Below are 24,508 nucleotides of genomic sequence, written 5' to 3'. Positions count from 1 at the left end.
CATTCAATAAAACAACAAAGAATTATGAAAAGAATATCAACTTATATAGTTACTCTGGTCCTCGCACTCGCAGGCAGTTCGTGCAGCGACTACCTCGACAAAGAGTACGATGCCTCCTTGTCTGAAAAGAAAGTGTTCAATAACCAGAACCTGACACGCGAGTTCCTCGCCAACATCTACACGAATCTGCCGGACGGACTGGCGCCACTGTCGGACGACCAGTTCACAGGTGCTTCACGTGACTGTATGACGGATAATGCAGTGACCTGCTGGGGACTTCATTATTATACAAAGATCGGCAGCGACGGATACACCGCCGGCGACCATCCCCTGCTGGGCTTCTGGAACACCGACTTATACGGGATTCGGAAATGTAATATGTTTCTGAAGAACGCCAAGGCATCCGTAGTAGGAAATACGGAGAAGGACGGCGACGACAACCGCCTTTACGACCGTTACTGCGCAGAAGCCAGACTGCTTCGCGCTATCTTCCATTTCGACTTAATCTGCTGGTTCGGCGCTGCCCCTGTCATTGCGGAAGATGAATCCGGCGAACCGATCATCTTCGACTTGTCCGATCCTTCGGCAATGAACATGTCCCGTACTCCCGCTGCCGAAGCACTTGAATGGGTAGCCGACCAATGCGACCAGATCAAAAACCAGCTTCCCTTCCGCTACAGCGATGAAGCATCCAACTGGGGACGTGTCAACGGAGCCGCCGCTTATGCTTTAAAGGCAAGAGCCCTGCTCTACCGTGCTTCCAAACTGAACAATCCGGACGGCAACACCGCATACTGGGCGAATGCGGCACAGGCAGCAGCCGACTTCATCACTCAGAATAACAAGCAAAGTTATCCTTACCGACTGTACAATACGGGAAATCCGGAGAATGACTATTACGAATGTTTCACGACCAATCCGGTATACAACAATGAAATTATCCTTGCACGCTCCGTATGGAATACCAATCAGGTAGAAAAAGTATTCCTGCCGGTAGGCTTTACCGGTTCTTTCTCCGGAAACGGACGTACCAACCCGACACAGAATCTGGTGGACGCTTACGAAATGAGCAACGGCAAACGGATCGATGAGAACGGCAGTACCTACGATGCCGCCAATCCGTATAAAGACCGTGACCCGCGTCTGGCACAAACCATCTTCTATCAAGGCATGATGTGGGGACGTGCCGACAAAGAAGAAAGACGCGCCATCGATGTACGCTACAACTCGGATGCGGACAAAGGAGTGGATTACACCTCAGCCATGGGAGGCACCTACACCGGATACTATCTGAAAAAGTTCGTGAATAACATTTCCTGCAAAGAACCGGCCACCTATCCTCACGCATGGATGATTTTCCGTTATGGCGAAATTCTGCTGAATGCCGCCGAAGCCTATAATGAAGCGGAAGGACCTGCCAAGGCATACAGTTATATCAATGAGGTACGCGCCCGTGCCGGTATGCCGGCCTATGCAGATATGTCGCAAAGTGAACTCCGCGAACGTATCCGCAACGAAAGACGCATCGAACTGGCTTTCGAAGATCATCGTTTCTTCGATGTACGCCGCTGGAAACTATATGACAATGTTACTTCTACGGGAGAAACCGGAAAGCCCCGTTACAACCAGTTGCTGAATCTTTATGGAGTGAAAGTCACCGGCAGCGCAGATACTCCCTCCTATACCTTCGGACTGGCAGAAACGGTCAATTCACGCACGTTTGTCAATCCCAAGAGTTACTACTTCCCGATACCTGCCAACGAAGTGAAACGGGCACCCAATCTGGGACAGAATCCGGGATGGGACACCGGAAGCGCTTCTAACGAATAAACATCAAAACAATCTAAAAAAAGAAAGACTGAGATATGAAATACTTAAAGACCATCTATCTTCTACTCTGTTGCACGCTCGCTCTGGCAGCGTGCAGTGACGATGATGAAAACTCCGCATCAGGAGCTTTAAGCATCACAACGCCGGCATATACGAATGTGGGGTACAACAAAGCAACCTTATCCGCCAATATCAGCGGAACGGAAGGAATGAATATCGTCAAACGGGGATTCTGTTATGGCACGGCATCCCATCCGGACATTTATGACACGACCTCCGAAGTCAGAGGATCGGAAATCAGTACGACCCTGACCGGCCTGACTCCACAGACGACGTATTACGTAAGAGCCTTTGTCACCCTTTACAACGAAGAGCCCAGATACTCGGAGGAAACTTCTTTCACGACTCCCGCCGAGACACTGAGCGATGAACTGGCAGCGTACGAAGCACCCACGTATGTAGACGACTACACAAGTTTCTCAGCCTGGAGCAACCGTTATGACTGGAACCTTGCCAACGTACACGACCCTACGGTAATGAAAGCCGATGACGGATATTACTATATGTATCAGACAGACGCTTCTTACGGAAACGCGCACAGCGGAAACGGACACTTCCACGCAAGGCGTTCCAAAGACCTCGTAAACTGGGAGTACCTGGGAGCAACCATGAGTGAAACACCCCCGACATGGATCAAAGAAAAGCTGAATGCCTACCGTCAAGAGATGGGACTGGAACCGATTGACAATCCGTCTTACGGATACTGGGCACCTGTTGCACGAAAAGTATCGAACGGAAAATACCGTATGTATTATTCCATCGTAATCACGAACTACATCCAAACCGGAAAACCGGAAATTGAGAACAACGGCAACTTTGACGGTTCATGGACCGAACGCGCGTTTATCGGACTGATGGAAACTTCCGATCCGGCAAGTAATATATGGGAAGACAAAGGATTCGTTGTCTGCTCTGCCAGCGATAAGGGAAAGACGGATTATGGGCGCAGCAGCATCAATGACTGGGAAGGGTATTTTAAAATCAATGCGATCGACCCTACTTATATAATAACGGAAAATGGCGAACACTGGCTGATCTATGGTTCATGGCACAGCGGTATCGCTGCCCTACAGGTAAATCCGGAAGACGGCAAACCGCTGAATGCTTTGGGAAATCCCTGGGACATCACAGGGGAAGACAATTCGGGTTATGGAAAGATAATCGCCACACGTGGCACCAGCCGCTGGCAGGCATCCGAAGGTCCCGAAGTGATCTATCGTGACGGTTATTACTATCTGTTCCTGGCTTACGGTTCACTGTCGGTAGAATATAATACACGTGTCTGCCGTTCCAGAAACATTGACGGCCCTTATGTAGACATACACGGAAATTCCGCTATGGGAAGCGCGCAACTATATCCGATACTGACTGCTCCTTACCGGTTCGACAACAGCTACGGCTGGGTAGGAATTTCCCATTGCGGCATCTTCGATGACGGAGCCGGCAACTGGTTCTATACTTCACAAGGACGTTTCCCCGTGAACGTAGGCGGCAATGAATACTCCAACGCCATCATGATGGGACATGTACGCAGCATCCGCTGGGATGCCAACGGATGGCCTCTCGTTATGCCCGAACGTTACGGAGCCGTTCCGCAAGCACCTATCACGGAAAATGAAATAGCGGGAGACTGGGAACATCTGGCATTGACCAACAATACAGGCACCCAACGGACTTCCGAAACGATGACCTATGATCTCGACACGCATAAGATAACTTCCGGCAGCTGGAAAAATGCTACATGGACATTTGATGCAGCGACTCAAACCATCACGACAAGCGCCGGAGTAGTACTCTATCTGCAACGCGAAGTCGACTGGGAAGCCAGTCCGCGGACACATACGATTGTGTATGCGGCCCAGGGTAATCAAAAGACATATTGGGGGAAGAAACTCCAATAACTCTCTATAGAAAAATAAATATGTGTTTTGCTGTCACCGTCACAAAACAGAGCATAACTCGCTTATAATGAAGAAGTAAAGCTGTGACAGCAACCAGTGACAGCACTGTGATGGCAATTTTTGCCGTCACAGTGCTGCTATATCTACCGGACTTTGCCGACAGGTCATGCGTAGGTCCATTCGTTTCCATATGCCGGAACCAACGGTTCCAAGCGGATGAAACTCTAGTTTCAAGCAGAGGAAACTTTAGTTTCAAGCTGAAGAAACTCTGGTTCCAAGCCCTAGAAACTATCCAGCTCTATATAGAAAGAGAAAATGCAATACAACGATCCCGCTCCGAAGATGGGAACATGCGATAGTTTTATACGTAACAGTAAAGTTCTTATCCTTTTATGTTGCACAACATATACAAGTGTATTTGATACACCAAACAAAAGTGTTACTTTTACACCCAAAATAAGATAAGCATCTCATTTACATTAAAAATAAAACCATGAAAAAACATTTTCTACTTGCAGGAATTGCCGCGCTGATGCTTGCCGCGTGCAATAACAAGCCGGCTTCCGAGCTGACTTTATCCGGTCTTGACCCGGCAAAATTTCAAACAGAAGTGAACAATGCCCAAACAGCTCTTTATACCTTAAAGAATAAGGCGGGTATGGAAGTATGCATCACTAACTTCGGCGGACGCATCGTGTCCATCATGGTGCCCGACAAGAACGGCAAGATGCAGGATGTAGTTTTAGGTTTTGACAGCATTGCTGATTATATTAATGTACCCAGTGATTTCGGTGCTTCTATCGGCCGTTACGCCAACCGCATCAACCAAGGGCGTTTTGTACTGGACGGAGATACCATCCAACTGCCGCAAAACAACTTTGGCCACTGTCTGCACGGAGGTCCGAAAGGATGGCAATACCAAGTATACGAAGCCAACCTTATCGATCCGGCAACATTGGAACTGACTCTTATCTCTCCGGACGGTGACGCGAATTTCCCCGGAAATGTGACTGCTAAAGTAACCTATCAACTGACAGATGACAATGCCATCGATATCAAATACAGCGCTACTACCGACAAAAAGACAATCATCAACATGACCAACCACTCTTACTTCAATCTGGCTGGTGATCCGTCAAAAACATCGACAGACAACATCATGTATGTAAATGCAGATTACTATACTCCGGTAGACAGCACCTTCATGACAACCGGCGAAATCGCTCCGGTCAAAGATACTCCGATGGACTTCACTACTCCGAAAGCGGTAGGCAAAGATATCAACAACTACGACTTCGTCCAACTGAAGAACGGCAACGGATACGACCACAACTGGGTGCTCAACACCAAGGGTGACATCTCTCAGGTAGCTGCCAGACTGACGTCTCCCGAAACCGGAATCACACTGGAAGTATATACCAACGAACCGGGTATTCAGGTATACACAGGTAACTTCCTCGACGGAACCGTAAGCGGAAAGAAAGGTATCGTTTACAACCAACGTGCTTCTGTCTGCCTCGAAACACAACACTACCCCGACAGCCCCAACAAAGCCGACTGGCCGTCCGTTGTGTTGGAACCGGGACAAACGTACAACAGCGAATGTATCTTTAAATTCTCGATAGAGAAATAATATTAACTTATAAATCAAATTTATTGTGGAAGCATTAGATTGGCTAGTAATTGGAGTCTTCTTTTTGGCTCTGATAGGTATTATTGTTTGGGTAGTCAGACAAAAACAAAATGACTCGGCAGATTATTTCTTAGGCGGACGTGACGCAACATGGCTTGCGATCGGTGCCTCTATCTTCGCATCAAACATCGGTTCGGAACACTTGATCGGCCTGGCGGGAGCAGGAGCTTCAAGCGGTATGGCGATGGCTCACTGGGAAATTCAGGGATGGATGATCCTGATTCTGGGATGGGTATTCGTACCTTTCTATTCACGAAGCATGGTATACACGATGCCGGAATTTCTGGAACGCCGTTACAATCCTCAGTCACGTACCATCTTATCGGTCATTTCTCTGGTAAGTTACGTATTGACCAAAGTAGCGGTTACAGTATATGCCGGAGGTCTGGTATTCCAGCAAGTATTCGGTATCAAAGAACTCTGGGGAATTGACTTCTTTTGGATTGCTGCCATCGGACTGGTAGTTCTCACTGCCCTATATACAATCTTCGGTGGTATGAAATCGGTACTTTATACTTCTGTACTTCAGACTCCGATTCTTCTGTTAGGTTCGTTGATTATCCTTGTGCTCGGTTTCAAAGAACTGGGAGGCTGGGACGAAATGATGAGAGTGTGCGGTGCTGTGACGGTAAACGATTATGGTGACACCATGACCAATCTGATCCGCAGCAACGATGATGCGAACTTCCCTTGGCTGGGTGCACTTATCGGTTCTGCCATTATCGGTTTCTGGTACTGGTGTACTGACCAGTTCATCGTACAACGTGTACTTTCCGGAAAGAATGAAAAAGAGGCTCGTCGTGGTACTATCTTCGGCGCTTACCTGAAGCTGTTGCCTGTATTCCTGTTCCTGATTCCGGGTATGATTGCTTTCGCATTACATCAGAAATATATCGGTGCCGGTGGCGAAGGTTTCCTCCCGATGCTTGCCAATGGTACTGCCAACGCTGACGCCGCCTTCCCTACTCTGGTAGCTAAATTGCTTCCTGCCGGTGTGAAAGGTCTGGTAGTATGCGGTATCCTCGCTGCCTTGATGAGTTCGCTGGCTTCACTGTTCAACTCATCTGCCATGTTGTTTACAATCGATTTCTACAAACGCTTCCGTCCGGAGACTCCGGAAAAGAAACTGGTAGGTATCGGTCAGATAGCAACTGTAGTGATCGTAATCCTCGGTATTCTCTGGATTCCTATCATGCGTAGCGTAGGTGACGTACTTTATACTTATTTGCAGGATGTTCAGTCTGTATTGGCTCCGGGTATTGCCGCTGCCTTCCTGCTGGGTATCTGCTGGAAACGTACTTCTGCCCAAGGTGGTATGTGGGGATTGATCGCCGGTATGGTCATCGGTCTGACTCGTCTGGGTGCCAAAGTATATTACAGTAACGCAGGTGAAGTGGCAGATTCTACCTTCAAATATTTATTCTACGATATGAACTGGCTGTTCTTCTGCGGATGGATGTTCCTGTTCTGTATCATCGTAGTTATTGTAGTCAGCCTTGCCACGGAAGCTCCGACAGCGGAAAAGATTCAGGGACTGGTATTCGGCACAGCTACTAAAGAACAAAAAGCAGCTACCCGTGCAAGCTGGGATCACTGGGATATTATTCATACAGCAATCATCCTTGCTATCACTGCTGCTTTCTACTGGTATTTCTGGTAATTAAATAAATTCATTCAAACGATGAAAAACTATTATAGTTCGAATCCTACCTTCTATCTCGGTATCGACTGCATCATCTTCGGTTTTAATGAAGGCGAAATAAGCCTGCTACTGCTGAAGAGAAACTTCGAACCGGCAATGGGCGAATGGTCACTGATGGGAGGATTCGTGCAAAAAGACGAAAGCGTGGACGATGCTGCCAAACGTGTACTAGCTGAACTTACAGGTTTGGAAAACGTATACATGGAACAGGTGGGAGCCTTCGGCGCCATCGACCGCGATCCGGGCGAAAGGGTAGTTTCGATTGCCTACTATGCGCTGATCAACATCAATGAGTACGACCGCGAACTGGTTCAGAAGCACAATGCTTACTGGGTAAACATCAACGAACTCCCCGCACTGATTTTCGACCATCCGGAGATGGTCGATAAAGCACGGGAGATGATGAAACAGAAAGCATCTGTCGAGCCTATCGGATTCAACCTGTTGCCGAAACTGTTCACACTGTCCCAACTGCAAAGTCTCTACGAAGCTATTTACGGCGAACCGATGGACAAACGGAATTTCCGCAAGCGTGTCGCAGAAATGGACTTTATCGAAAAGACGGATAAAATAGATAAACTGGGTTCCAAACGGGGTGCAGCCTTGTATAAATTCAACGGCAAAGCCTACCGCAAGGACCCGAAATTTAAATTATAATCAATATGCTGGAAGAACTGAAAGAAAAAGTATTTCATGCCAATCTCGAATTGGTGAAGCATGGATTAGTCATCTTCACATGGGGAAATGTTTCTGCCATCGACCGCGAGACGGGACTGGTAGTCATCAAACCCAGTGGAGTCAGTTATGATGATATGAAAGCGGAAGATATGGTAGTAGTGGACCTGGATGGCAAAGTCGTCGAAGGACGGCTGAAGCCATCCTCAGATACTCCTACTCACGTGGTACTCTACAAAGCATTCCCCGAAATCGGCGGAGTGGTACACACCCACTCTACTTATGCTACCGCATGGGCGCAAGCCGGTTGTGACATTCCTAATATCGGAACAACTCACGCTGATTATTTCCATGATGCCATCCCTTGCACAGCGGACATGACGGAAGCTGAAGTAAAAGGTGCCTATGAACTGGAAACCGGAAACGTGATCGTAAAACGTTTCGAAGGCCTGAACCCTGTACATACACCGGGAGTATTGGTCAAGAATCATGGGCCTTTCTCCTGGGGAAAAGACGCACATGATGCAGTACACAATGCAGTAGTGATGGAACAAGTTGCCAAAATGGCAAGTATTGCCTATGCTGTAAATCCGAATTTAACAATGAACCCGCTGCTGATAGAGAAACACTTCAGCCGCAAGCATGGTCCGAACGCTTACTACGGACAATAAAATAATTGACAATTGACAGTTGACAATTGACAATTAATGCGAGAGGACATGAAGGATAATGTAGTAAAAGATAAAAGTTTGGAGTTCGCTGTTCGGATTGTGAATTTATATAAGTTTTTAGTAAATGAACAAAAGGAGTTTGTGATGAGTAAGCAAATATTGCGATCCGGGACCAGTATTGGTGCCAATATTCGTGAGGCTGAGCAAGCACAAAGTCGGGCTGATTTTATTAATAAGTTGAATATAGCACTTAAGGAAGCGAACGAAACAGAGTATTGGCTGGAATTATTGATTAGAACAGAGTATATCACTCGGGAACAATATGAGAGCATCAATAATGACAGCACAGAAATAAACAAATTATTAATATCTATAATTAAAACAACAAAAAACTATTAATAATAACCCGCAATTGCCATTTGACTTTCGACATTCTCTCATTGTCAATTGTCAATTGTCAATTGTCAATTCAATAAATTATGAATAACGTATTTGATCAGTATGAAGTATGGTTCGTAACAGGAGCACAGCTCTTGTACGGAGGTGATGCAGTAATCGCAGTAGACGCACACTCTAACGAAATGGTTAACGGTCTGAATGAATCGGGCAAACTTCCTGTTAAAGTAGTATACAAAGGAACGGCCAACTCTTCTAAAGAGGTGGAAGCTGTATTCAAAGCAGCCAACAACGATGACAAATGTGTAGGCGTCATCACTTGGATGCATACTTTCTCTCCTGCTAAAATGTGGATTCATGGTCTGCAACAATTAAAGAAACCATTGCTGCACCTGCATACTCAGTTCAACAAGGAAATTCCTTGGGATACAATGGATATGGACTTTATGAATCTGAACCAGTCAGCTCACGGCGACCGCGAGTTCGGACATATCTGTACCCGTATGCGCATCCGTCGCAAAGTAGTGGTAGGCTACTGGAAAGAAGAAGAAACATTGCATAAGATTGCTGTCTGGATGCGTGTTTGCGCAGGTTGGGCTGACTCTCAGGATATGCTGATCATCCGTTTCGGCGATCAGATGAATAATGTAGCCGTAACCGATGGTGACAAGGTAGAAGCAGAACAACGCATGGGCTATCACGTGGATTACTGTCCGGCAAGCGAACTGATGGAATATCACAAAGAAATCAAAGATGCTGATGTAGATGCTTTGGTAGCTACTTACTTCAATGATTACGATCACGACGCTTCTCTGGAAGACAAATCAACCGAAGCTTATCAGAAAGTATGGAATGCTGCCAAAGCCGAACTGGCTCTCCGTGCTATCCTCAAAGCGAAAGGCGCCAAAGGATTCACTACCAACTTTGACGATCTGGGTCAGACTGACGGTAGCTATTTCGATCAGATTCCGGGACTGGCTTCTCAACGCCTGATGGCAGAAGGCTACGGATTCGGTGCTGAAGGCGACTGGAAATCGGCTGCTCTTTATCGTACTGTATGGGTAATGAATCAAGGACTTCCGAAAGGCTGTTCATTCCTCGAAGACTATACACTGAACTTTGATGGTGCCAACAGTTCTATCCTACAGTCACATATGTTGGAGATCTGTCCGCTTATCGCAGCTAACAAGCCTCGTCTGGAAGTACACTTCCTCGGCATAGGTATCCGTAAGAGCCAGACTGCCCGTCTTGTGTTCACTTCAAAGACAGGAACAGGCTGCACCGCAACTGTAGTGGATATGGGTAACCGTTTCCGTCTGATCGTAAACGATGTAGAATGTATCGAACCGAAACCACTTCCGAAATTGCCGGTTGCTTCCGCACTCTGGATTCCGATGCCTAACCTCGAAGTAGGTGCAGGCGCATGGATTCTGGCCGGTGGAACTCACCACTCTTGCTTCTCATACGACCTGACAGCAGAATACTGGGAAGATTATGCAGAAATCGCAGGCATCGAAATGGTACATATCAATAAAGATACGACTATCAGCTGCTTCAAGAAAGAACTTCGCATGAATGAAGTATATTACATGCTGAACAAAGCGCTTTGCTAAAAACCAATCACTGAGTCCACTTAAAAAAATCGGTACCATCTCCATTGGTACCGACTTTTTAGTCACACACAGTATGGATACTGGCGACTTTTAATTCAACCCGAGTTAAAGACACTTCCGCCTTTTGAAAGCAGACTCAGTTTTTGTTCTCCACACTTATTGTTATACCTTAAAATATCGGTTTCAACATGAAATTAGATGCAAAATCAACCATAGAGACAGGTAAAGCCATCCTTGGCATAGAACTCGGTTCTACACGAATAAAAGCTGTTCTGATTGACCAGGAAAACAAACCTATCGCTCAAGGCAGCCACACATGGGAAAATCAACTGGTCAACGGACTTTGGACTTACAGCATTGATGCCATCTGGTCCGGACTGCAAGATTGCTACGCCGACCTCCGCTCCAACGTGAAGAAATTATACGACACAGAGATCGAAACTCTGGCAGCCATCGGTGTCAGCGCCATGATGCATGGTTACATGCCTTTCAATGAAAAAGAAGAAATCCTCGTGCCTTTCCGCACTTGGAGAAATACCAATACAGGCCGTGCTGCGGCAGAATTATCCGAATTATTTGTCTATAACATCCCTTTGAGATGGAGCATTTCTCATTTGTACCAGGCTATTCTGGACAACGAAGCGCACGTCAAAGACATCAAGTTCCTGACAACTCTTGCAGGTTATGTACATTGGCAGATAACAGGCGAAAAGGTGTTGGGCATTGGTGACGCATCGGGTATGCTCCCCATAGATCCGACTACCAACAACTATTCCGCCGAAATGGTGGCCAAATTCGACAATCTGATTGCTTCGAAAGAATACAGTTGGAAACTGGAAGACATTCTGCCCAAAGTATTGTCGGCTGGTGAAAATGCCGGTGTCCTCACACCGGAAGGCTGTAAAAAGCTTGATGCATCCGGTCATCTGAAGGCAGGAATACCGGTCTGCCCGCCGGAAGGAGACGCAGGCACCGGCATGGTAGCAACCAACGCCGTCAAGCAACGCACCGGCAACGTATCGGCAGGTACTTCTTCTTTCTCTATGATCGTATTGGAAAAAGAATTGTCGAAGCCATACGAAATGATCGACATGGTCACCACTCCCGACGGAAGCCTCGTAGCCATGGTACATTGCAACAACTGTACTTCGGATCTTAACGCATGGGTCAACCTGTTCAAAGAATACCAGGAACTTCTGGGTATACCTGTAGATATGGATGAACTCTACGGCAAACTTTATAACATTGCCCTCACCGGTGATACCGATTGCGGTGGTCTCCTCTCCTACAACTACATTTCAGGTGAACCTGTAACGGGACTTGCCGAAGGAAGACCTTTGTTCGTACGTTCGGCCAATGACAAGTTCAACCTCGCAAACTTTATGCGGGCTCATTTGTACGCCTCAGTCGGAGTTCTCAAGATTGGCAACGACATCTTGTTCAACGAAGAAAAGATCAAAGTCGACAGAATCACAGGCCACGGAGGATTGTTCAGAACCAAAGGAGTCGGTCAAAGAGTACTTGCAGCAGCCATCAACTCGCCCATATCTGTTATGGAAACAGCCGGTGAAGGCGGTGCATGGGGAATTGCCCTGCTGGGTTCTTACCTGGTAAACAATAAAAAGGGTCAATCTCTTGCCGATTTCCTGGATGAAAGTGTATTTGTCAGCGATGCTGGTGTCGAGGTATCACCCACCCCCGAAGATGTAGCCGGCTTCAACACATACATCGAAAGCTACAAGGCAGGTTTGCCTATAGAAGAAGCAGCCGTCAAATTCAAATAAGCGGCTTCACGGAGACCTTTCTCCCCCTTTCCCTGAATTTAGTATTAACATAAATATCCTCATTCCCTCTCCTTTTTGGAGGGGGTCAGGGGGAAGCTATTATCATGAAAACCACCTCGTTCATACTTGCCCTTATTATATCCATCTCCATCGGAAAAGCCCAGACGAACCATCAGGTCTCTTACTTTTCCCTTCAAGATGTGAAGTTATTAAGCAGTCCTTTTCTGCAAGCTCAACAGACTGATTTACATTATATCTTAGCTCTCGATCCGGACAGATTATCGGCTCCTTTCCTTCGCGAAGCCGGACTGACACCCAAAGCCCCAAGCTATACCAACTGGGAGAATACAGGACTGGACGGCCACATCGGCGGACATTACCTTTCCGCACTTTCCATGATGTATGCCGCCACCGGAGATACGGCGATATACCACCGTCTCAACTATATGCTCAACGAACTACACCGTGCACAGCAAGCTGTCGGCACAGGATTTATCGGAGGAACACCCGGTAGCCTCCAACTTTGGAAAGAAATCAAAGCGGGTGACATTCGTGCCGGAGGCTTCAGCTTAAACGGCAAATGGGTACCCCTCTATAATATACACAAAACGTATGCCGGACTGCGGGACGCTTACCTGTATGCCCACAGCGATCTGGCACGTCAGATGCTGATTGATCTCACCGACTGGATGATTGATATTACTTCCGGTCTTAGCGACAGCCAAATGCAGGATATGCTCCGCAGTGAACACGGCGGCTTAAATGAAACGTTTGCGGATGTAGCGGAAATAACAGGCGATAAGAAATACCTGGAACTGGCACGCCGTTTCTCTCATAAAGTCATTCTCGACCCGCTTATCAAAGACGAAGACAGGTTAAACGGAATGCATGCTAACACACAAATTCCTAAAGTAATCGGATACAAACGGGTAGCCGAAGTTTCAAAGGATGACAAAGACTGGAATCATGCAGCAGAATGGGATCATGCAGCCCGTTTCTTTTGGAATACCGTAGTCAATCACCGTTCCGTGTGTATCGGCGGGAATAGCGTACGCGAACATTTTCATCCATCGGACAACTTTACGTCTATGCTGAATGACGTTCAGGGACCGGAGACTTGCAATACTTACAACATGCTCCGGCTGACCAAAATGCTTTATCAGAACTCCGGAGACGTTGACAACTCCAACAAACCGGACCCACGTTATGTAGATTATTATGAACGTGCACTCTACAATCATATCCTGTCATCACAAGAACCGGATAAAGGCGGATTCGTCTACTTTACTCCAATGCGTCCCGGGCATTACCGGGTCTATTCGCAACCGGAAACATCGATGTGGTGCTGTGTAGGATCAGGTCTGGAAAATCACACTAAGTATGGTGAGTTTATTTATGCACATCGGCAAGATACACTTTACGTCAATCTTTTTATTCCTTCACAACTGAACTGGAAAGAACAGGGTGTGACATTAACACAGGAAACCCTCTTTCCCGATGATGGAAAAGTAACCTTACGAATAGATAAAGCATCTAAAAAGAAACTGACATTAATGATTCGTATACCAGGATGGGCAGGAAGTTCTAAAGATTATGCAATCACGATCAACGGTCAGAAAAAGAAGTATGCCATACGTCCGGGAGTCAGTACTTACCTACCCATCCATCGTAAATGGAAAAAAGGAGATGTGATCACCTTCAATCTGCCGATGGAGGTCAGCCTGGAACAAATTCCGGACAAGAAAGATTACTATGCTTTCCTGTATGGCCCCATCGTTCTGGCAGCTTCTACAGGAACGGAACATCTTGACGGCATCTATGCAGACGACAGCCGTGGCGGCCATATTGCTCACGGCAAACAGATTCCTTTGCAAGAGGTTCCGATGTTGATTGGAAATCCCGTCTCTATCCGTACTTCTCTTCATAAACTGAACGGAAACAAATTAGCTTTCAGCTATGATGGTAATATTTACCCGGCACAGATGGGTAAACCATTAGAACTTGTTCCATTCTTCCGCCTGCATAATTCCCGTTATGCTGTTTATTTCCGCCAAACCAGTGAAGAGCAATTCAAGGCGATTCAGGAAGAAATGGCTACAGCCGAGCGAAAGGCGACAGAATTGGCTAACCAGACAGTCGACTTAATCTTCCCCGGTGAACAGCAACCGGAATCCGATCATGGGATTCAATATGAAGAATCTGAGACCGGAACCCATAAAGACCGCCATTTCCGTCGTGCTAAAAAGTGGTTCAGCTACAATCTGAAAGTAAAAAAAGAAGCAAGTCAATTAATGCTGACCATACGAAAAGAGGATCGGAATAAGACAATGATCTTACTGAATAACGAGAGACTAACCCTTACTCCGACTATCAGCAAAGCTGACAAAGACGGCTTTATCACGCTCAACTATCTTCTGCCTCAAAAATTAAAAGCAGGAAGTTGTGAGATTCTTTTGAAGCCGGATGGTACAGAGTGGACCTCTGCCATTTACGAAGTACGTCTGTTGAAATAAGCGTAAGAATGAGAAAATGACCATTATAAAAATCAAACATCTATATAACCATTTAAACAAATTCCATTTATGAAAGCAAAACTATTAGTCAGCACGGCCTTTCTGGCAGCCTCCGTATCTCTTTCTGCACAAAAGAATGCTACCATCACTGTACATGCCGACCAAGGCAAAGAAATCATCCCGAAGGAAATCTACGGTCAATTTGCCGAACACCTGGGCTCATGTATCTACGGTGGTCTTTGGGTAGGCGAAAATTCGGATATTCCTAATATCAAAGGATACCGGACAGACGTATTCAATGCATTAAAAGAGTTGTCCGTTCCTGTTCTTCGCTGGCCGGGCGGCTGCTTCGCCGATGAATATCACTGGATGGACGGAATCGGTCCCAAAGAAAATCGCCCGAAGATGGTGAACAACAACTGGGGAGGCACGATTGAAGATAACAGTTTCGGAACACACGAGTTCCTGAATCTTTGTGAAATGCTGGGCTGTGAACCATATATCAGTGGAAACGTAGGTAGCGGTACGGTAGAAGAGCTTGCTAAATGGGTGGAATACATGACTTCCGACGGTGACTCTCCGATGGCAAACCTGCGCCGTAAGAATGGTCGTGACAAGGCATGGAAAGTAAAATATCTCGGCGTAGGAAATGAAAGCTGGGGATGTGGCGGTAGTATGCGCCCTGAATATTATGCCGATCTGTATCGCCGTTATTCTACTTATTGCCGTAACTATGACGGTAATCATCTGTTTAAGATAGCCAGTGGTGCCAGTGATTACGACTATAACTGGACGGATGTACTGATGAATCGTGTCGGTCACCGGATGCAAGGTCTATCCTTACACTACTATACAGTTACAGGATGGAGCGGCAGCAAAGGCGCGGCAACCCAATTCAACAAAGACGATTATTACTGGACTATGGGCAAATGTCTTGAAGTGGAAGATGTACTCAAAAAACATTGTGCCATCATGGACAAATATGATAAAGACAAGAAGATTGCCCTTTTGCTTGACGAATGGGGCACATGGTGGGACGAAGAACCAGGAACGGTCAGAGGTCATCTGTATCAGCAAAACACATTGCGTGATGCTTTTGTTGCTTCTTTAAGTCTCGATGTATTCCACAAATATACCGACCGTCTGAAAATGGCGAACATCGCTCAGATAGTCAACGTTCTGCAATCTATGATCCTGACTAAAGACAAAGATATGGTACTTACTCCTACTTATTATGTATTTAAGATGTACAAAGTGCATCAGGATGCAACCTATCTTCCACTCGACCTGACTTGCGAGAAAATGAACGTACGCGATAACCGTACAGTTCCTATGGTCAGCGCAACAGCTTCTAAGGACAAGAACGGAGTGATCCATATTTCTCTCTCCAACGTGGATGCAGACAACGCACAGGAAATCACAGTCAATCTTCCGGACGTAAATGCCAAAAAGGCGATTGGAGAAATCCTGACTTCTGCTAATCTGACCGATTACAACTCTTTCGAAAAATCTAATATTGTAAAACCGGCTTCCTTCAAAGAGGTAAAAATCAATAAAGGAATTATGAAGGTAAAACTACCGGCTAAGTCAATTGTTACTTTAGAGTTACAGTAATCTAATAGTAAATACTTACTGTATTGTAAACAAGAAGTCTGTTAAAAAGCCTACAAAAAAGATAGCTCTTTTGGATGGTTAATTACACATAAAGAGCTATCTTTGCCAACATTATGAGAAATATGCCAAGTAATTGGCACATTGACAGACTAGCAAATCTATTAATTATTAAAGATATGAACGATAATAAACTTATGAATCGTGCAGCGGATAACATCCGTATTCTTGCTGCTTCAATGGTTGAGAAAGCCAATTCCGGTCACCCGGGTGGCGCCATGGGTGGTGCTGACTTTGTAAATGTACTCTTCTCTGAGTTTCTAGTATACGATCCTGAAAATCCGCGTTGGGAAGGTCGTGACCGTTTCTTCCTTGATCCGGGTCATATGTCTCCGATGCTCTATTCAACTTTGGCATTGACCGGTAAATTCACTCTGGACGAACTGAAAGAATTCCGCCAATGGGGAAGCCCTACTCCGGGACATCCGGAAGTAGACATCATGCGTGGCATTGAAAATACTTCCGGTCCGCTGGGACAGGGACATACTTTCGCTGTAGGTGCCGCTATCGCAGCTAAATTCCTGAAAGCTCGTTTCAACGAGGTAATGAATCAGACGATTTATGCATACATCTCCGACGGTGGTATTCAGGAAGAAATCTCTCAGGGTTCCGGACGTATTGCCGGTGCATTGGGACTCGACAACCTGATTATGTTCTACGACTCCAACGATATTCAGCTTTCTACAGAAACGAAAGATGTAACGGTTGAAGATACCGCCATGAAATATGAAGCATGGGGATGGAATGTACTCAGCATCAATGGTAATGATCCGGACGAAATCCGTGCAGCTATCAAAGAAGCGCAGGCTGAAAAAGAACGTCCGACACTGATTATCGGTAAAACGGTAATGGGCAAAGGCGCACGCAAGGCAGACGGCAGCAGCTATGAAGCTAACTGTGCTACTCACGGTGCTCCGCTCGGTGGCGACGCTTATGTAAATACAATCAAGAACTTGGGCGGTGATCCTACCAATCCGTTCGTAATTTTCCCGGAAGTTGCCGAACTGTATGCTAAACGCGCGGCAGAATTAAAAGAAATCGTAGCTGAAAGATATGCAGCAAAAGCCGAATGGGCTAAAGCCAATCCGGAACAGGCCGCTAAGCTGGAATTATTCTTCTCAGGCAAAGCTCCGAAAATAGACTGGACTGCTATCGAACAAAAAGCAGGTACTGCTACTCGTGCTGCTTCTGCAACCGTTCTGGGAGCTCTTGCCACACAAGTAGAAAATATGATCGTTGCTTCTGCCGACCTTTCCAACTCTGACAAGACTGACGGTTTCCTTAAGAAAACTCATTCTTTCAAGAAAGGTGATTTCAGCGGTGCATTCTTCCAAGCCGGTGTATCCGAATTATCGATGGCTTGTATCTGCATCGGTATGTCACTCCACGGTGGTGTGATCGCTGCTTGCGGTACTTTCTTCGTATTCTCCGATTATATGAAACCTGCTATACGTATGGCTGCCTTGATGGAACAACCTGTGAAATTTATCTGGACTCACGACGCATTCCGCGTAGGTGAAGATGGTCCTACTCATGAACCGGTAGAACAGGAAGCTCAAATCCGCCTGATGGAAAAGCTGAAAAATCATAAGGGACACAACTCTATGCTGGTACTTCGTCCGGCTGATGCAGAAGAAACAACTATTGCATGGAAACTTGCAATGGAAAATATGTCTACCCCTACAGGCTTGATCTTCTCTCGTCAGAATATCGCCAACCTGCCGGTTGGAACTGATTACGAACAAGCAGCTAAGGGCGCTTATATCGTAGCCGGTTCTGATGAAAATCCGGATGTGATCCTGGTAGCTTCAGGTTCCGAAGTATCTACTTTGGTTGCCGGCACGGAACTGCTCCGCAAAGATGGTGTGAAAGTTCGTATCGTATCTGCTCCATCAGAAGGTCTGTTCCGCAGCCAGTCTAAAGAATATCAGGAATCTATTCTTCCGGCTGACGCTAAGATTTTCGGTCTTACTGCCGGTCTGCCTGTTACTCTTCAAGGTTTGGTAGGTTGCCACGGTAAAATTTGGGGATTGGAGTCTTTCGGTTTCTCTGCTCCTTACACAGTATTGGATGAAAAACTTGGTTTTACTGCCGAGAACGTATATAACCAGGTAAAAGCAATGATTTAATGAAAACAATCGGATTAGCATGCGACCATGCCGGTTTTGAACTGAAGGAATATGTTCGCGGCTGGCTGGAAGTAAAAGGCTGGGCTTACAAAGATTTCGGAACTAATTCTACCGCAAGTGTAGATTATCCGGATTATGCTCATCCGCTGGCTATCGCAGTAGAATCGGGCGAATGTTATCCCGGTATTGCAATCTGCGGCAGTGGAAACGGAATCAACATGACTCTGAACAAGCATCAGGGAATACGTGCTGCTCTTTGCTGGAATGCAGAGATTGCACACTTGGCCCGTCAACATAATGACGCCAATATTCTTGTGATGCCGGGACGCTTTATCAGCACAGAAGAAGCGGACATGATACTGACTGAATTCTTCTCGACACAGTTTGAAGGAGGTCGTCATCAGAATCGTATTGATAAGATTCCTGTTAAATAAAGCCTAATAACAATTTAAATATAGATAAAGCTGTTCTTCTTTCTCGGAGAACAGCTTTATTTGTAGATACTGATTACAAAAGAGCGATTGCATCGTCTTATTATATGACGAAGTTAAAAACAGAAGTTATGGGCAAACTGAATATGAAAGACTGGATCGACCAAACGATCCAGAATAAAAAAACGATCGCAATTCCTATCATGACACATCCGGGCATTGAGCTTATCGGAAAGAGTGTCCATGATGCAGTAACAAACGGACAAGTCCATTATGAAGCGATTAAGGCACTCTGTGATAAATATCCTACCGCTGCTGCAACAGTTATCATGGATTTAACAGTGGAAGCAGAGGCATTCGGAGCGGAAATCGTATTTCCGGAGAATGAAGTTCCAAGTGTATCCGGTCGATTGCTGACAGACGAAACAGCTATTGAGGCATTGGAAATACCGGCACTGAATAAAGGACGCATCGCACAATACCTTAAAGCGAATATGCTGACTGCAAGAAATATAACAGATCGTCCGGTATTTGCAGGCTGCATCGGTCCTTATTCATTAGCGGGACGATTGTATGATATGTCCGAAATCATGATGCTGATTTATATCAATCCCGAAGCAGCCAATACTTTACTACGAAAATGTACCGATTTCATTATCCGTTATTGCATGGCTCTGAAAGCAACCGGAGTAAACGGAGTTGTGATGGCGGAACCTGCCGCCGGATTGTTATCCAACGAAGATTGCCTGCAATATTCTTCTGTATTCGTTAAAGAGATAGTAGAGAAAGTACAGGATGATCATTTCACCGTTGTACTTCATAATTGCGGAAATACCGGAAATTGTACGCAAGCTATGGTATATACCGATGCTGCAGCCTATCATTTCGGTAATAAAATCAAAATGGAGGAAGCATTAAAAGAAGTTCCTGTTCATGCTCTTGCAATGGGCAATCTTGACCCGGTCAGTCTCTTCAAGATGTCAAGTCCCGAGGAAATGAGACAAGCAACTCTTCAACTTCTGGAAGCTACCAGCGCACATCCAAACTTCGTCTTGTCGAGTGGTTGCGATGTGCCACCCTATACACCATTAGCCAATATAGACGCCTTTTATGCTGCATTGGAAGAATTCAATGCAATGCGGAATTAGCCTATAATCCGGCTAATGCTATTTAACGATGTTTGAACAAGAACTCACTTATCAAGACTTACATATCCCATCGTCCGAAATTTATGAAGCGATGGGATACAAAGATTCTATACCGGACCCAATGGTGATAGAAGAAACTCATACGTTGCTAAAACGCGTCATCCCCCGGCTTCGTCCACGATACACTTTCTTTCTTACGGAAGGTACGGTTGATACAGAGAAAGAATCCCTGCATACGCATGATACCGTTTTCTCTATCGGTAAAACCATCGCCCGTCAATTAAGAGGTTCAGAAGCTTTTGCTTTTTTTGCAGCTACTGCCGGAATAGAGTTTGAGGAATTCCAGCATACTTTGCAACAAGAAGGAGATATGGTCAAAATATACATCGCGGATTCATTAGGAAGCGTCATCGCAGAAAAGACAGCTGATTGTATGGAAGTCGCTTTAGCGGAATATATACAGAGCAAGAACTGGAAACACACCAACCGATATAGTCCGGGCTACTGTGGATGGCACGTTTCGGAACAACAAAAACTGTTTCCATTGTTTCCCGTCACTTCTCCTTGCGGCATTCGGTTAACAGATTCCAGCCTCATGATACCTATCAAATCTGTCAGCGGTGTAATCGGTGTAGGTACTGATGTCCGCAAGCTTGAGTATACTTGCGGACTGTGTACCTACGAAAACTGCTATCGCAAAAGAAAACACCAATAAAGCTATTATTCTTTACCGAATGATTCATCTTTTACCGGAGAATTCTTCTTTAATGACCATTAAAAAAGATATAAAGCCCTATCATAGTCACGATAAGCAATGCCCATAAGACAAGTACTATCCGGGCAGGCTTTGCTTCTATCTTCTCCATATTCAATATCTCAGCCTGAGGGGTTTTATCCAATAGACTGATAACCATCATTCCTATCCCGATAATAACAAACAGATAGAAAGACAATAACATAAAATGAGGCCACGCAGTATACTGGTCGGCAGGAAATACCCATAGATACAACACACCTACTCCGATACTGAATACCGTACCAACTGTGAGGGCTGCATTAGCAGCCAAAGTAGTCGTACGCTTCCAGAAAACACCAAAAAGGAAAACCGCTGCCATCGGAGGTGCAATGAACCCCAATACAGACTGGAAAACATTAAATAAATTCAATCCATGAATGCTGTCAATGGCTATCGTTATAATCACCGATATCAGCGCACCGGCTACCGTCACTATCTGGCCGACCCGAATGGTCTCCTTTTGCCCGGCCTGTGGTCTGATCTTCTTCACATAAATATCCATCGTAAACACAGTACTCAAAGCATTCAGTGCCGACCCGATAGTACTGACAAGGGCAGCTGTCAATACAGCCAATACCAACCCGACCATTCCAACAGGGAATAAATGAGTTACCATAGTCATATACGCCTCATCGGGATTCTCTAACTGCGGAAACAAAGCCAGACAGATGATACCCGGAAGAATATAAAGAGGAACATCCAATATTTTCAGCCAACCGGTAAAGTTCGTTCCCAACTGTCCTTCCTTCAAATTCTTAGCAGCCAATACCGGCTGTACCATTGACTGATCCGTGCACCAAAACCATACTCCCATCACAGGATATCCCAGAATAATCGGCAGCCACGGGAAAGCGGGATCATCATTCGGCCTGAAAAGATTCCAGAAGTCTGCCGGAACAGCATCTGTCAAGGCAGAGATACCTCCAACCTTACAGATTCCTACGATAGCCAGTGTAGCTGAAACAAGAATCAACAGAATCATCTGATAGACATTCGTGTAGGCAACAGCCTTCAATCCTCCGAGCATTGTGAAGAATGCCGAAATAATCAATAAGATCAAAGCGGACTGCCACATCGGTATATCGAATACCTGACGAATCAGAACACCACCTGCGAATAAAGTCAATGCTAACCAGGAAATCAATATCGTAACAATTGTATACCATGCCAGAATATTGCGGGTAGACTGCCCGAACCGCTTTCCCATAAACTCCGGCAGAGTCGAAACACGGGTTCCCAAATAACGGGGAGCAAAAACAAAGGCAAGCAGACATATAAAGACAAACGCATACCAAGCATAATTGCCCGAGACAATACCGGTAGTAAAACCGGCACTGGCAGATGCAATCAGCATGGAAGGTCCCACGTTCGTTCCCCACATAGAGAATCCGATGTGGTGCCATCGCAAAGAACGTTCCGCCAAAAAGAGACTGCTCCCTTTTTTTCGTTTGGAACTTGCCCAAACACCTATGGCGATAAGAATCAGAAAATAGGCAATCAGAATACCCCAATCCAATGTATCCAGAAATTTCACATGCATAATTCAAGTATTAAATAAGTAACGTAAGTTCAACTATAGTTCTCTTTCAGGCACAGATTACACTGATTTCACGGTTTTAATAAACTATATAGTTAAAAACCAGGTAATCCATGCCTGTTATTTTTTATTTCCCATCAACTCTTTAGCTACTGCCACGGCTGTATTAGCATTATCACTATATCCGTCCGCGCCAATCTCATCGGCAAATCCCTGACTGACGGGAGCCCCTCCGATCATCACTTTCACCTGACTGCGGATGCCTGCATCTTCCAATGCCTGAATCACATCTTTCATATAAGTCATGGTAGTAGTCAGCAGGGCACTCATACACAAAATATCAGCATTGTTTTCCTTGACTGCCTCAACGAACTTGTCACAGGTAACATCAATGCCGATATTGATCACTTCAAAGCCACAGCCTTCCAGCATGGAAGCTACGAGATTCTTTCCAATATCATGCAGATCCCCCTTTACAGTACCGATTACAATTTTTCCGATTGTGGTTGACGCATTACCAGCCAGCAAAGGTTTCAGAAGTTCCAAAGCCCCTTTCATGGCACGCCCTGCCATTAAAAGTTGCGGTACAAAGGCCTTGCCGTCCTGAAAACGTTGCCCGACTTCTCCCATAGCTGTTATCATATATCCATTGATGATATCCTGCGGTACTACTCCGTCAGCGATAGCTTTCCTGGTGACTTCAACTGCCGGTTCCAGTTTTCCGGCTACGATAGCATCATACAAAGGTTTCAGCTGGTCCTTTTCCCGATCCTTTTCTTCTCTGACCCGAATACTTTCCTGCACATTACTTTGTCCTGTCTCTTGTTGGATTCCATCCGTATCCGCCGGCACAGGTACAGAAGAACCGGTATATTCCTCTATAATCCTCATCGCCTGCTCCACTTCTCTTTCATTATGGAAGTCCATTTCCAGATGCACCCCGTCCGCTCCGATATTATCCAATAAAGGTTTCAACTCATCCAGAGTCACCCAGCAAGCCATGACGCTCTTACCTCCTGCCAGTATCTTCTTATACAAATCATACCATTTTGGAGAACCTCCCTGCGGCTCACCAACACCGGGCGTCCACTGGATCGCATTCAACTCTTCAATTTCAAGCAGGGCAGGAAGATGATGCATCGCTCCTACTCCATCCAGATGATAAAGTGTATAGTCTATCTTCCGGCACTGTTCGCGAATAAACGGCTGTACAAAACGACGATAATCATCCTGACTGATCATGGTAGAAATATCGCTCTGCAACTTACTCATTTTACCCGGAGCCCATGAGGAGAAATAGCAGAATGCCATTTCATCTCCTTCGCGGATAATGTCGTAGAGTTCATCAAATACTTTAAAATAGATATCATTGATTTGCTGCATCTGCTGCTCCAGTACTTCGGGCTGCATGACCGTATCCAGCAATACCATATCAGTCCCCTTCAAAGCAGCCAGCACATCCAGTCCTTCCATCAGGTCGGGCATACCGACAAAATAATTCCCGTTGGCTTTAGCCTTGCAGGCTTTCAGAAGTTCCTTATGCAAAATCCAGTTGGGATGCTCCGGGTTGAATACAATCTCATCATTAAAGTCCGGGTCGGGATGTATCCAGATCGTATCTTCACCTCCTTCAAAAACTCCGCCCAGGATTGCAGCCAAAGAGCCGGGTCCCAGCTGAGTATTTGCAACAGGGAGCATATCCGCCATCAGACTACTGTGAGCGACATACCAATCCAGATATTCCGCCCGCCACTGAGGATCAAACCACTTCTGCGCCAGGTCTTTTGCCGGGGCAGGCGGAGCAATGTCCGCATGCGGTTTCACACCTTCCTGAAAGTGTTCCCACATAGAGAGAATAATTCCTTTATGATTCCACCAGTTTATATAACGTTGTTGAGTCTCTTCTAAATTCGTTTTCCAAGTTTTCATACTCTGCCAGTCTTTTTTAATTGTTCAAT

At 45.8% G+C, this 24,508-nt stretch carries 17 protein-coding genes; 15 read left to right on the top strand and 2 right to left on the bottom strand.

Translation table 11 applies throughout. The features are described from left to right. The first annotated feature begins 24 nt into the window (after window positions 1–24). The 15 genes from K6V30_RS14755 (at window position 25) to K6V30_RS14685 (ending at window position 20,932) form a co-directional block, all read left to right on the top strand. Window positions 25–1,830 (top strand): RagB/SusD family nutrient uptake outer membrane protein, encoded by a 1,806-nt coding sequence (locus K6V30_RS14755; RefSeq protein WP_055270265.1) that lies wholly within the window; start codon window positions 25–27, stop codon window positions 1,828–1,830. 35 nt (window positions 1,831–1,865) lie between these two features. After that, window positions 1,866–3,791: an arabinan endo-1,5-alpha-L-arabinosidase gene (locus K6V30_RS14750; RefSeq protein ID WP_055270263.1), complete on the top strand. Its 1,926-nt coding sequence runs from the start codon at window positions 1,866–1,868 to the stop codon at window positions 3,789–3,791. A gap of 493 nt (window positions 3,792–4,284) precedes the next feature. Continuing rightward, a complete protein-coding gene (locus tag K6V30_RS14745) occupies window positions 4,285–5,424 on the top strand; it encodes an aldose epimerase family protein (protein ID WP_010537650.1) in 1,140 nt (379 codons plus the stop codon). A 25-nt stretch (window positions 5,425–5,449) separates the two neighbouring features. Beyond that, window positions 5,450–7,144, top strand: a complete 1,695-nt coding sequence (locus tag K6V30_RS14740) for a sodium:solute symporter (protein WP_055270259.1) — start codon at window positions 5,450–5,452, stop codon at window positions 7,142–7,144. 21 nt (window positions 7,145–7,165) lie between these two features. Then, window positions 7,166–7,843, top strand: coding sequence for an NUDIX hydrolase (locus K6V30_RS14735; RefSeq protein ID WP_008760645.1), 678 nt, complete (start codon window positions 7,166–7,168; stop codon window positions 7,841–7,843). A gap of 5 nt (window positions 7,844–7,848) precedes the next feature. After that, window positions 7,849–8,532, top strand: a complete 684-nt coding sequence (locus tag K6V30_RS14730; RefSeq protein WP_055270257.1) for an L-ribulose-5-phosphate 4-epimerase — start codon at window positions 7,849–7,851, stop codon at window positions 8,530–8,532. A gap of 48 nt (window positions 8,533–8,580) precedes the next feature. Further along, the gene (locus tag K6V30_RS14725; protein ID WP_010537647.1) at window positions 8,581–8,931 is read left to right on the top strand and encodes a four helix bundle protein; all 351 of its coding nucleotides are present in this window, start codon (window positions 8,581–8,583) and stop codon (window positions 8,929–8,931) included. An 80-nt stretch (window positions 8,932–9,011) separates the two neighbouring features. Next, complete coding sequence (gene araA, locus K6V30_RS14720; RefSeq protein WP_010537646.1) at window positions 9,012–10,541, top strand: L-arabinose isomerase; 1,530 nt, start codon at window positions 9,012–9,014, stop codon at window positions 10,539–10,541. Between the two features lie 188 nt (window positions 10,542–10,729). After that, entirely contained in the window at window positions 10,730–12,325 is a 1,596-nt protein-coding gene (locus tag K6V30_RS14715) for a xylulokinase (RefSeq protein WP_055270255.1), read from the top strand. Between the two features lie 104 nt (window positions 12,326–12,429). Then, a complete protein-coding gene (locus tag K6V30_RS14710) occupies window positions 12,430–14,838 on the top strand; it encodes a beta-L-arabinofuranosidase (RefSeq protein WP_010537644.1) in 2,409 nt (802 codons plus the stop codon). A gap of 69 nt (window positions 14,839–14,907) precedes the next feature. After that, on the top strand, window positions 14,908–16,452 hold the full coding sequence (locus K6V30_RS14705; protein ID WP_055270253.1) for an alpha-N-arabinofuranosidase: 1,545 nt from the start codon (window positions 14,908–14,910) through the stop codon (window positions 16,450–16,452). 176 nt (window positions 16,453–16,628) lie between these two features. Further along, entirely contained in the window at window positions 16,629–18,638 is a 2,010-nt protein-coding gene (locus K6V30_RS14700; RefSeq protein ID WP_055270251.1) for a transketolase family protein, read from the top strand. Continuing rightward, the gene (gene rpiB, locus K6V30_RS14695) at window positions 18,638–19,072 is read left to right on the top strand and encodes a ribose 5-phosphate isomerase B (protein ID WP_010537641.1); all 435 of its coding nucleotides are present in this window, start codon (window positions 18,638–18,640) and stop codon (window positions 19,070–19,072) included. Before K6V30_RS14700 ends, rpiB begins: the two co-directional genes overlap by 1 nt. A gap of 128 nt (window positions 19,073–19,200) precedes the next feature. Then, window positions 19,201–20,217: a uroporphyrinogen decarboxylase family protein gene (locus tag K6V30_RS14690; protein ID WP_055270249.1), complete on the top strand. Its 1,017-nt coding sequence runs from the start codon at window positions 19,201–19,203 to the stop codon at window positions 20,215–20,217. Between the two features lie 28 nt (window positions 20,218–20,245). Next, window positions 20,246–20,932 carry a vitamin B12 dependent-methionine synthase activation domain-containing protein gene (locus K6V30_RS14685; RefSeq protein WP_055270247.1) on the top strand — a complete coding sequence of 229 codons (687 nt, stop codon included), beginning with the start codon at window positions 20,246–20,248 and terminating at the stop codon, window positions 20,930–20,932. 49 nt (window positions 20,933–20,981) lie between these two features. Here the strand turns inward: K6V30_RS14685 and K6V30_RS14680 are convergent, their stop codons facing one another. After that, window positions 20,982–22,553 carry a sodium:solute symporter gene (locus K6V30_RS14680; RefSeq protein WP_055270245.1) on the bottom strand — a complete coding sequence of 524 codons (1,572 nt, stop codon included), beginning with the start codon at window positions 22,551–22,553 and terminating at the stop codon, window positions 20,982–20,984. Window positions 22,554–22,670: 117 nt separating this feature from the next. Further along, window positions 22,671–24,479 (bottom strand): corrinoid protein, encoded by a 1,809-nt coding sequence (locus tag K6V30_RS14675; protein ID WP_055270243.1) that lies wholly within the window; start codon window positions 24,477–24,479, stop codon window positions 22,671–22,673. Window positions 24,480–24,508: the final 29 nt, after the last annotated feature.

Source organism: Bacteroides faecis (genome assembly GCF_020091505.1).
In the GTDB taxonomy this organism is placed as follows: domain Bacteria; phylum Bacteroidota; class Bacteroidia; order Bacteroidales; family Bacteroidaceae; genus Bacteroides; species Bacteroides faecis.
Note: the sequence above shows the minus strand (reverse complement) of the source record. Positions and strands in the feature narration are given on the sequence as shown.

Coding starts and splice junctions, on each gene's coding strand:
- K6V30_RS14700 (WP_055270251.1), top strand. CDS start 16,629: ATGAACGATAATAAACTTATGAATCGTGCAGCGGATAACATCCGTATT.
- K6V30_RS14735 (WP_008760645.1), top strand. CDS start 7,166: ATGAAAAACTATTATAGTTCGAATCCTACCTTCTATCTCGGTATCGAC.
- K6V30_RS14685 (WP_055270247.1), top strand. CDS start 20,246: ATGTTTGAACAAGAACTCACTTATCAAGACTTACATATCCCATCGTCC.
- K6V30_RS14675 (WP_055270243.1), bottom strand. CDS start 24,479: ATGAAAACTTGGAAAACGAATTTAGAAGAGACTCAACAACGTTATATA.
- K6V30_RS14715 (WP_055270255.1), top strand. CDS start 10,730: ATGAAATTAGATGCAAAATCAACCATAGAGACAGGTAAAGCCATCCTT.
- K6V30_RS14725 (WP_010537647.1), top strand. CDS start 8,581: ATGAAGGATAATGTAGTAAAAGATAAAAGTTTGGAGTTCGCTGTTCGG.
- K6V30_RS14730 (WP_055270257.1), top strand. CDS start 7,849: ATGCTGGAAGAACTGAAAGAAAAAGTATTTCATGCCAATCTCGAATTG.
- K6V30_RS14750 (WP_055270263.1), top strand. CDS start 1,866: ATGAAATACTTAAAGACCATCTATCTTCTACTCTGTTGCACGCTCGCT.
- K6V30_RS14705 (WP_055270253.1), top strand. CDS start 14,908: ATGAAAGCAAAACTATTAGTCAGCACGGCCTTTCTGGCAGCCTCCGTA.
- rpiB (WP_010537641.1), top strand. CDS start 18,638: ATGAAAACAATCGGATTAGCATGCGACCATGCCGGTTTTGAACTGAAG.
- araA (WP_010537646.1), top strand. CDS start 9,012: ATGAATAACGTATTTGATCAGTATGAAGTATGGTTCGTAACAGGAGCA.
- K6V30_RS14755 (WP_055270265.1), top strand. CDS start 25: ATGAAAAGAATATCAACTTATATAGTTACTCTGGTCCTCGCACTCGCA.
- K6V30_RS14680 (WP_055270245.1), bottom strand. CDS start 22,553: ATGCATGTGAAATTTCTGGATACATTGGATTGGGGTATTCTGATTGCC.
- K6V30_RS14690 (WP_055270249.1), top strand. CDS start 19,201: ATGGGCAAACTGAATATGAAAGACTGGATCGACCAAACGATCCAGAAT.
- K6V30_RS14710 (WP_010537644.1), top strand. CDS start 12,430: ATGAAAACCACCTCGTTCATACTTGCCCTTATTATATCCATCTCCATC.
- K6V30_RS14745 (WP_010537650.1), top strand. CDS start 4,285: ATGAAAAAACATTTTCTACTTGCAGGAATTGCCGCGCTGATGCTTGCC.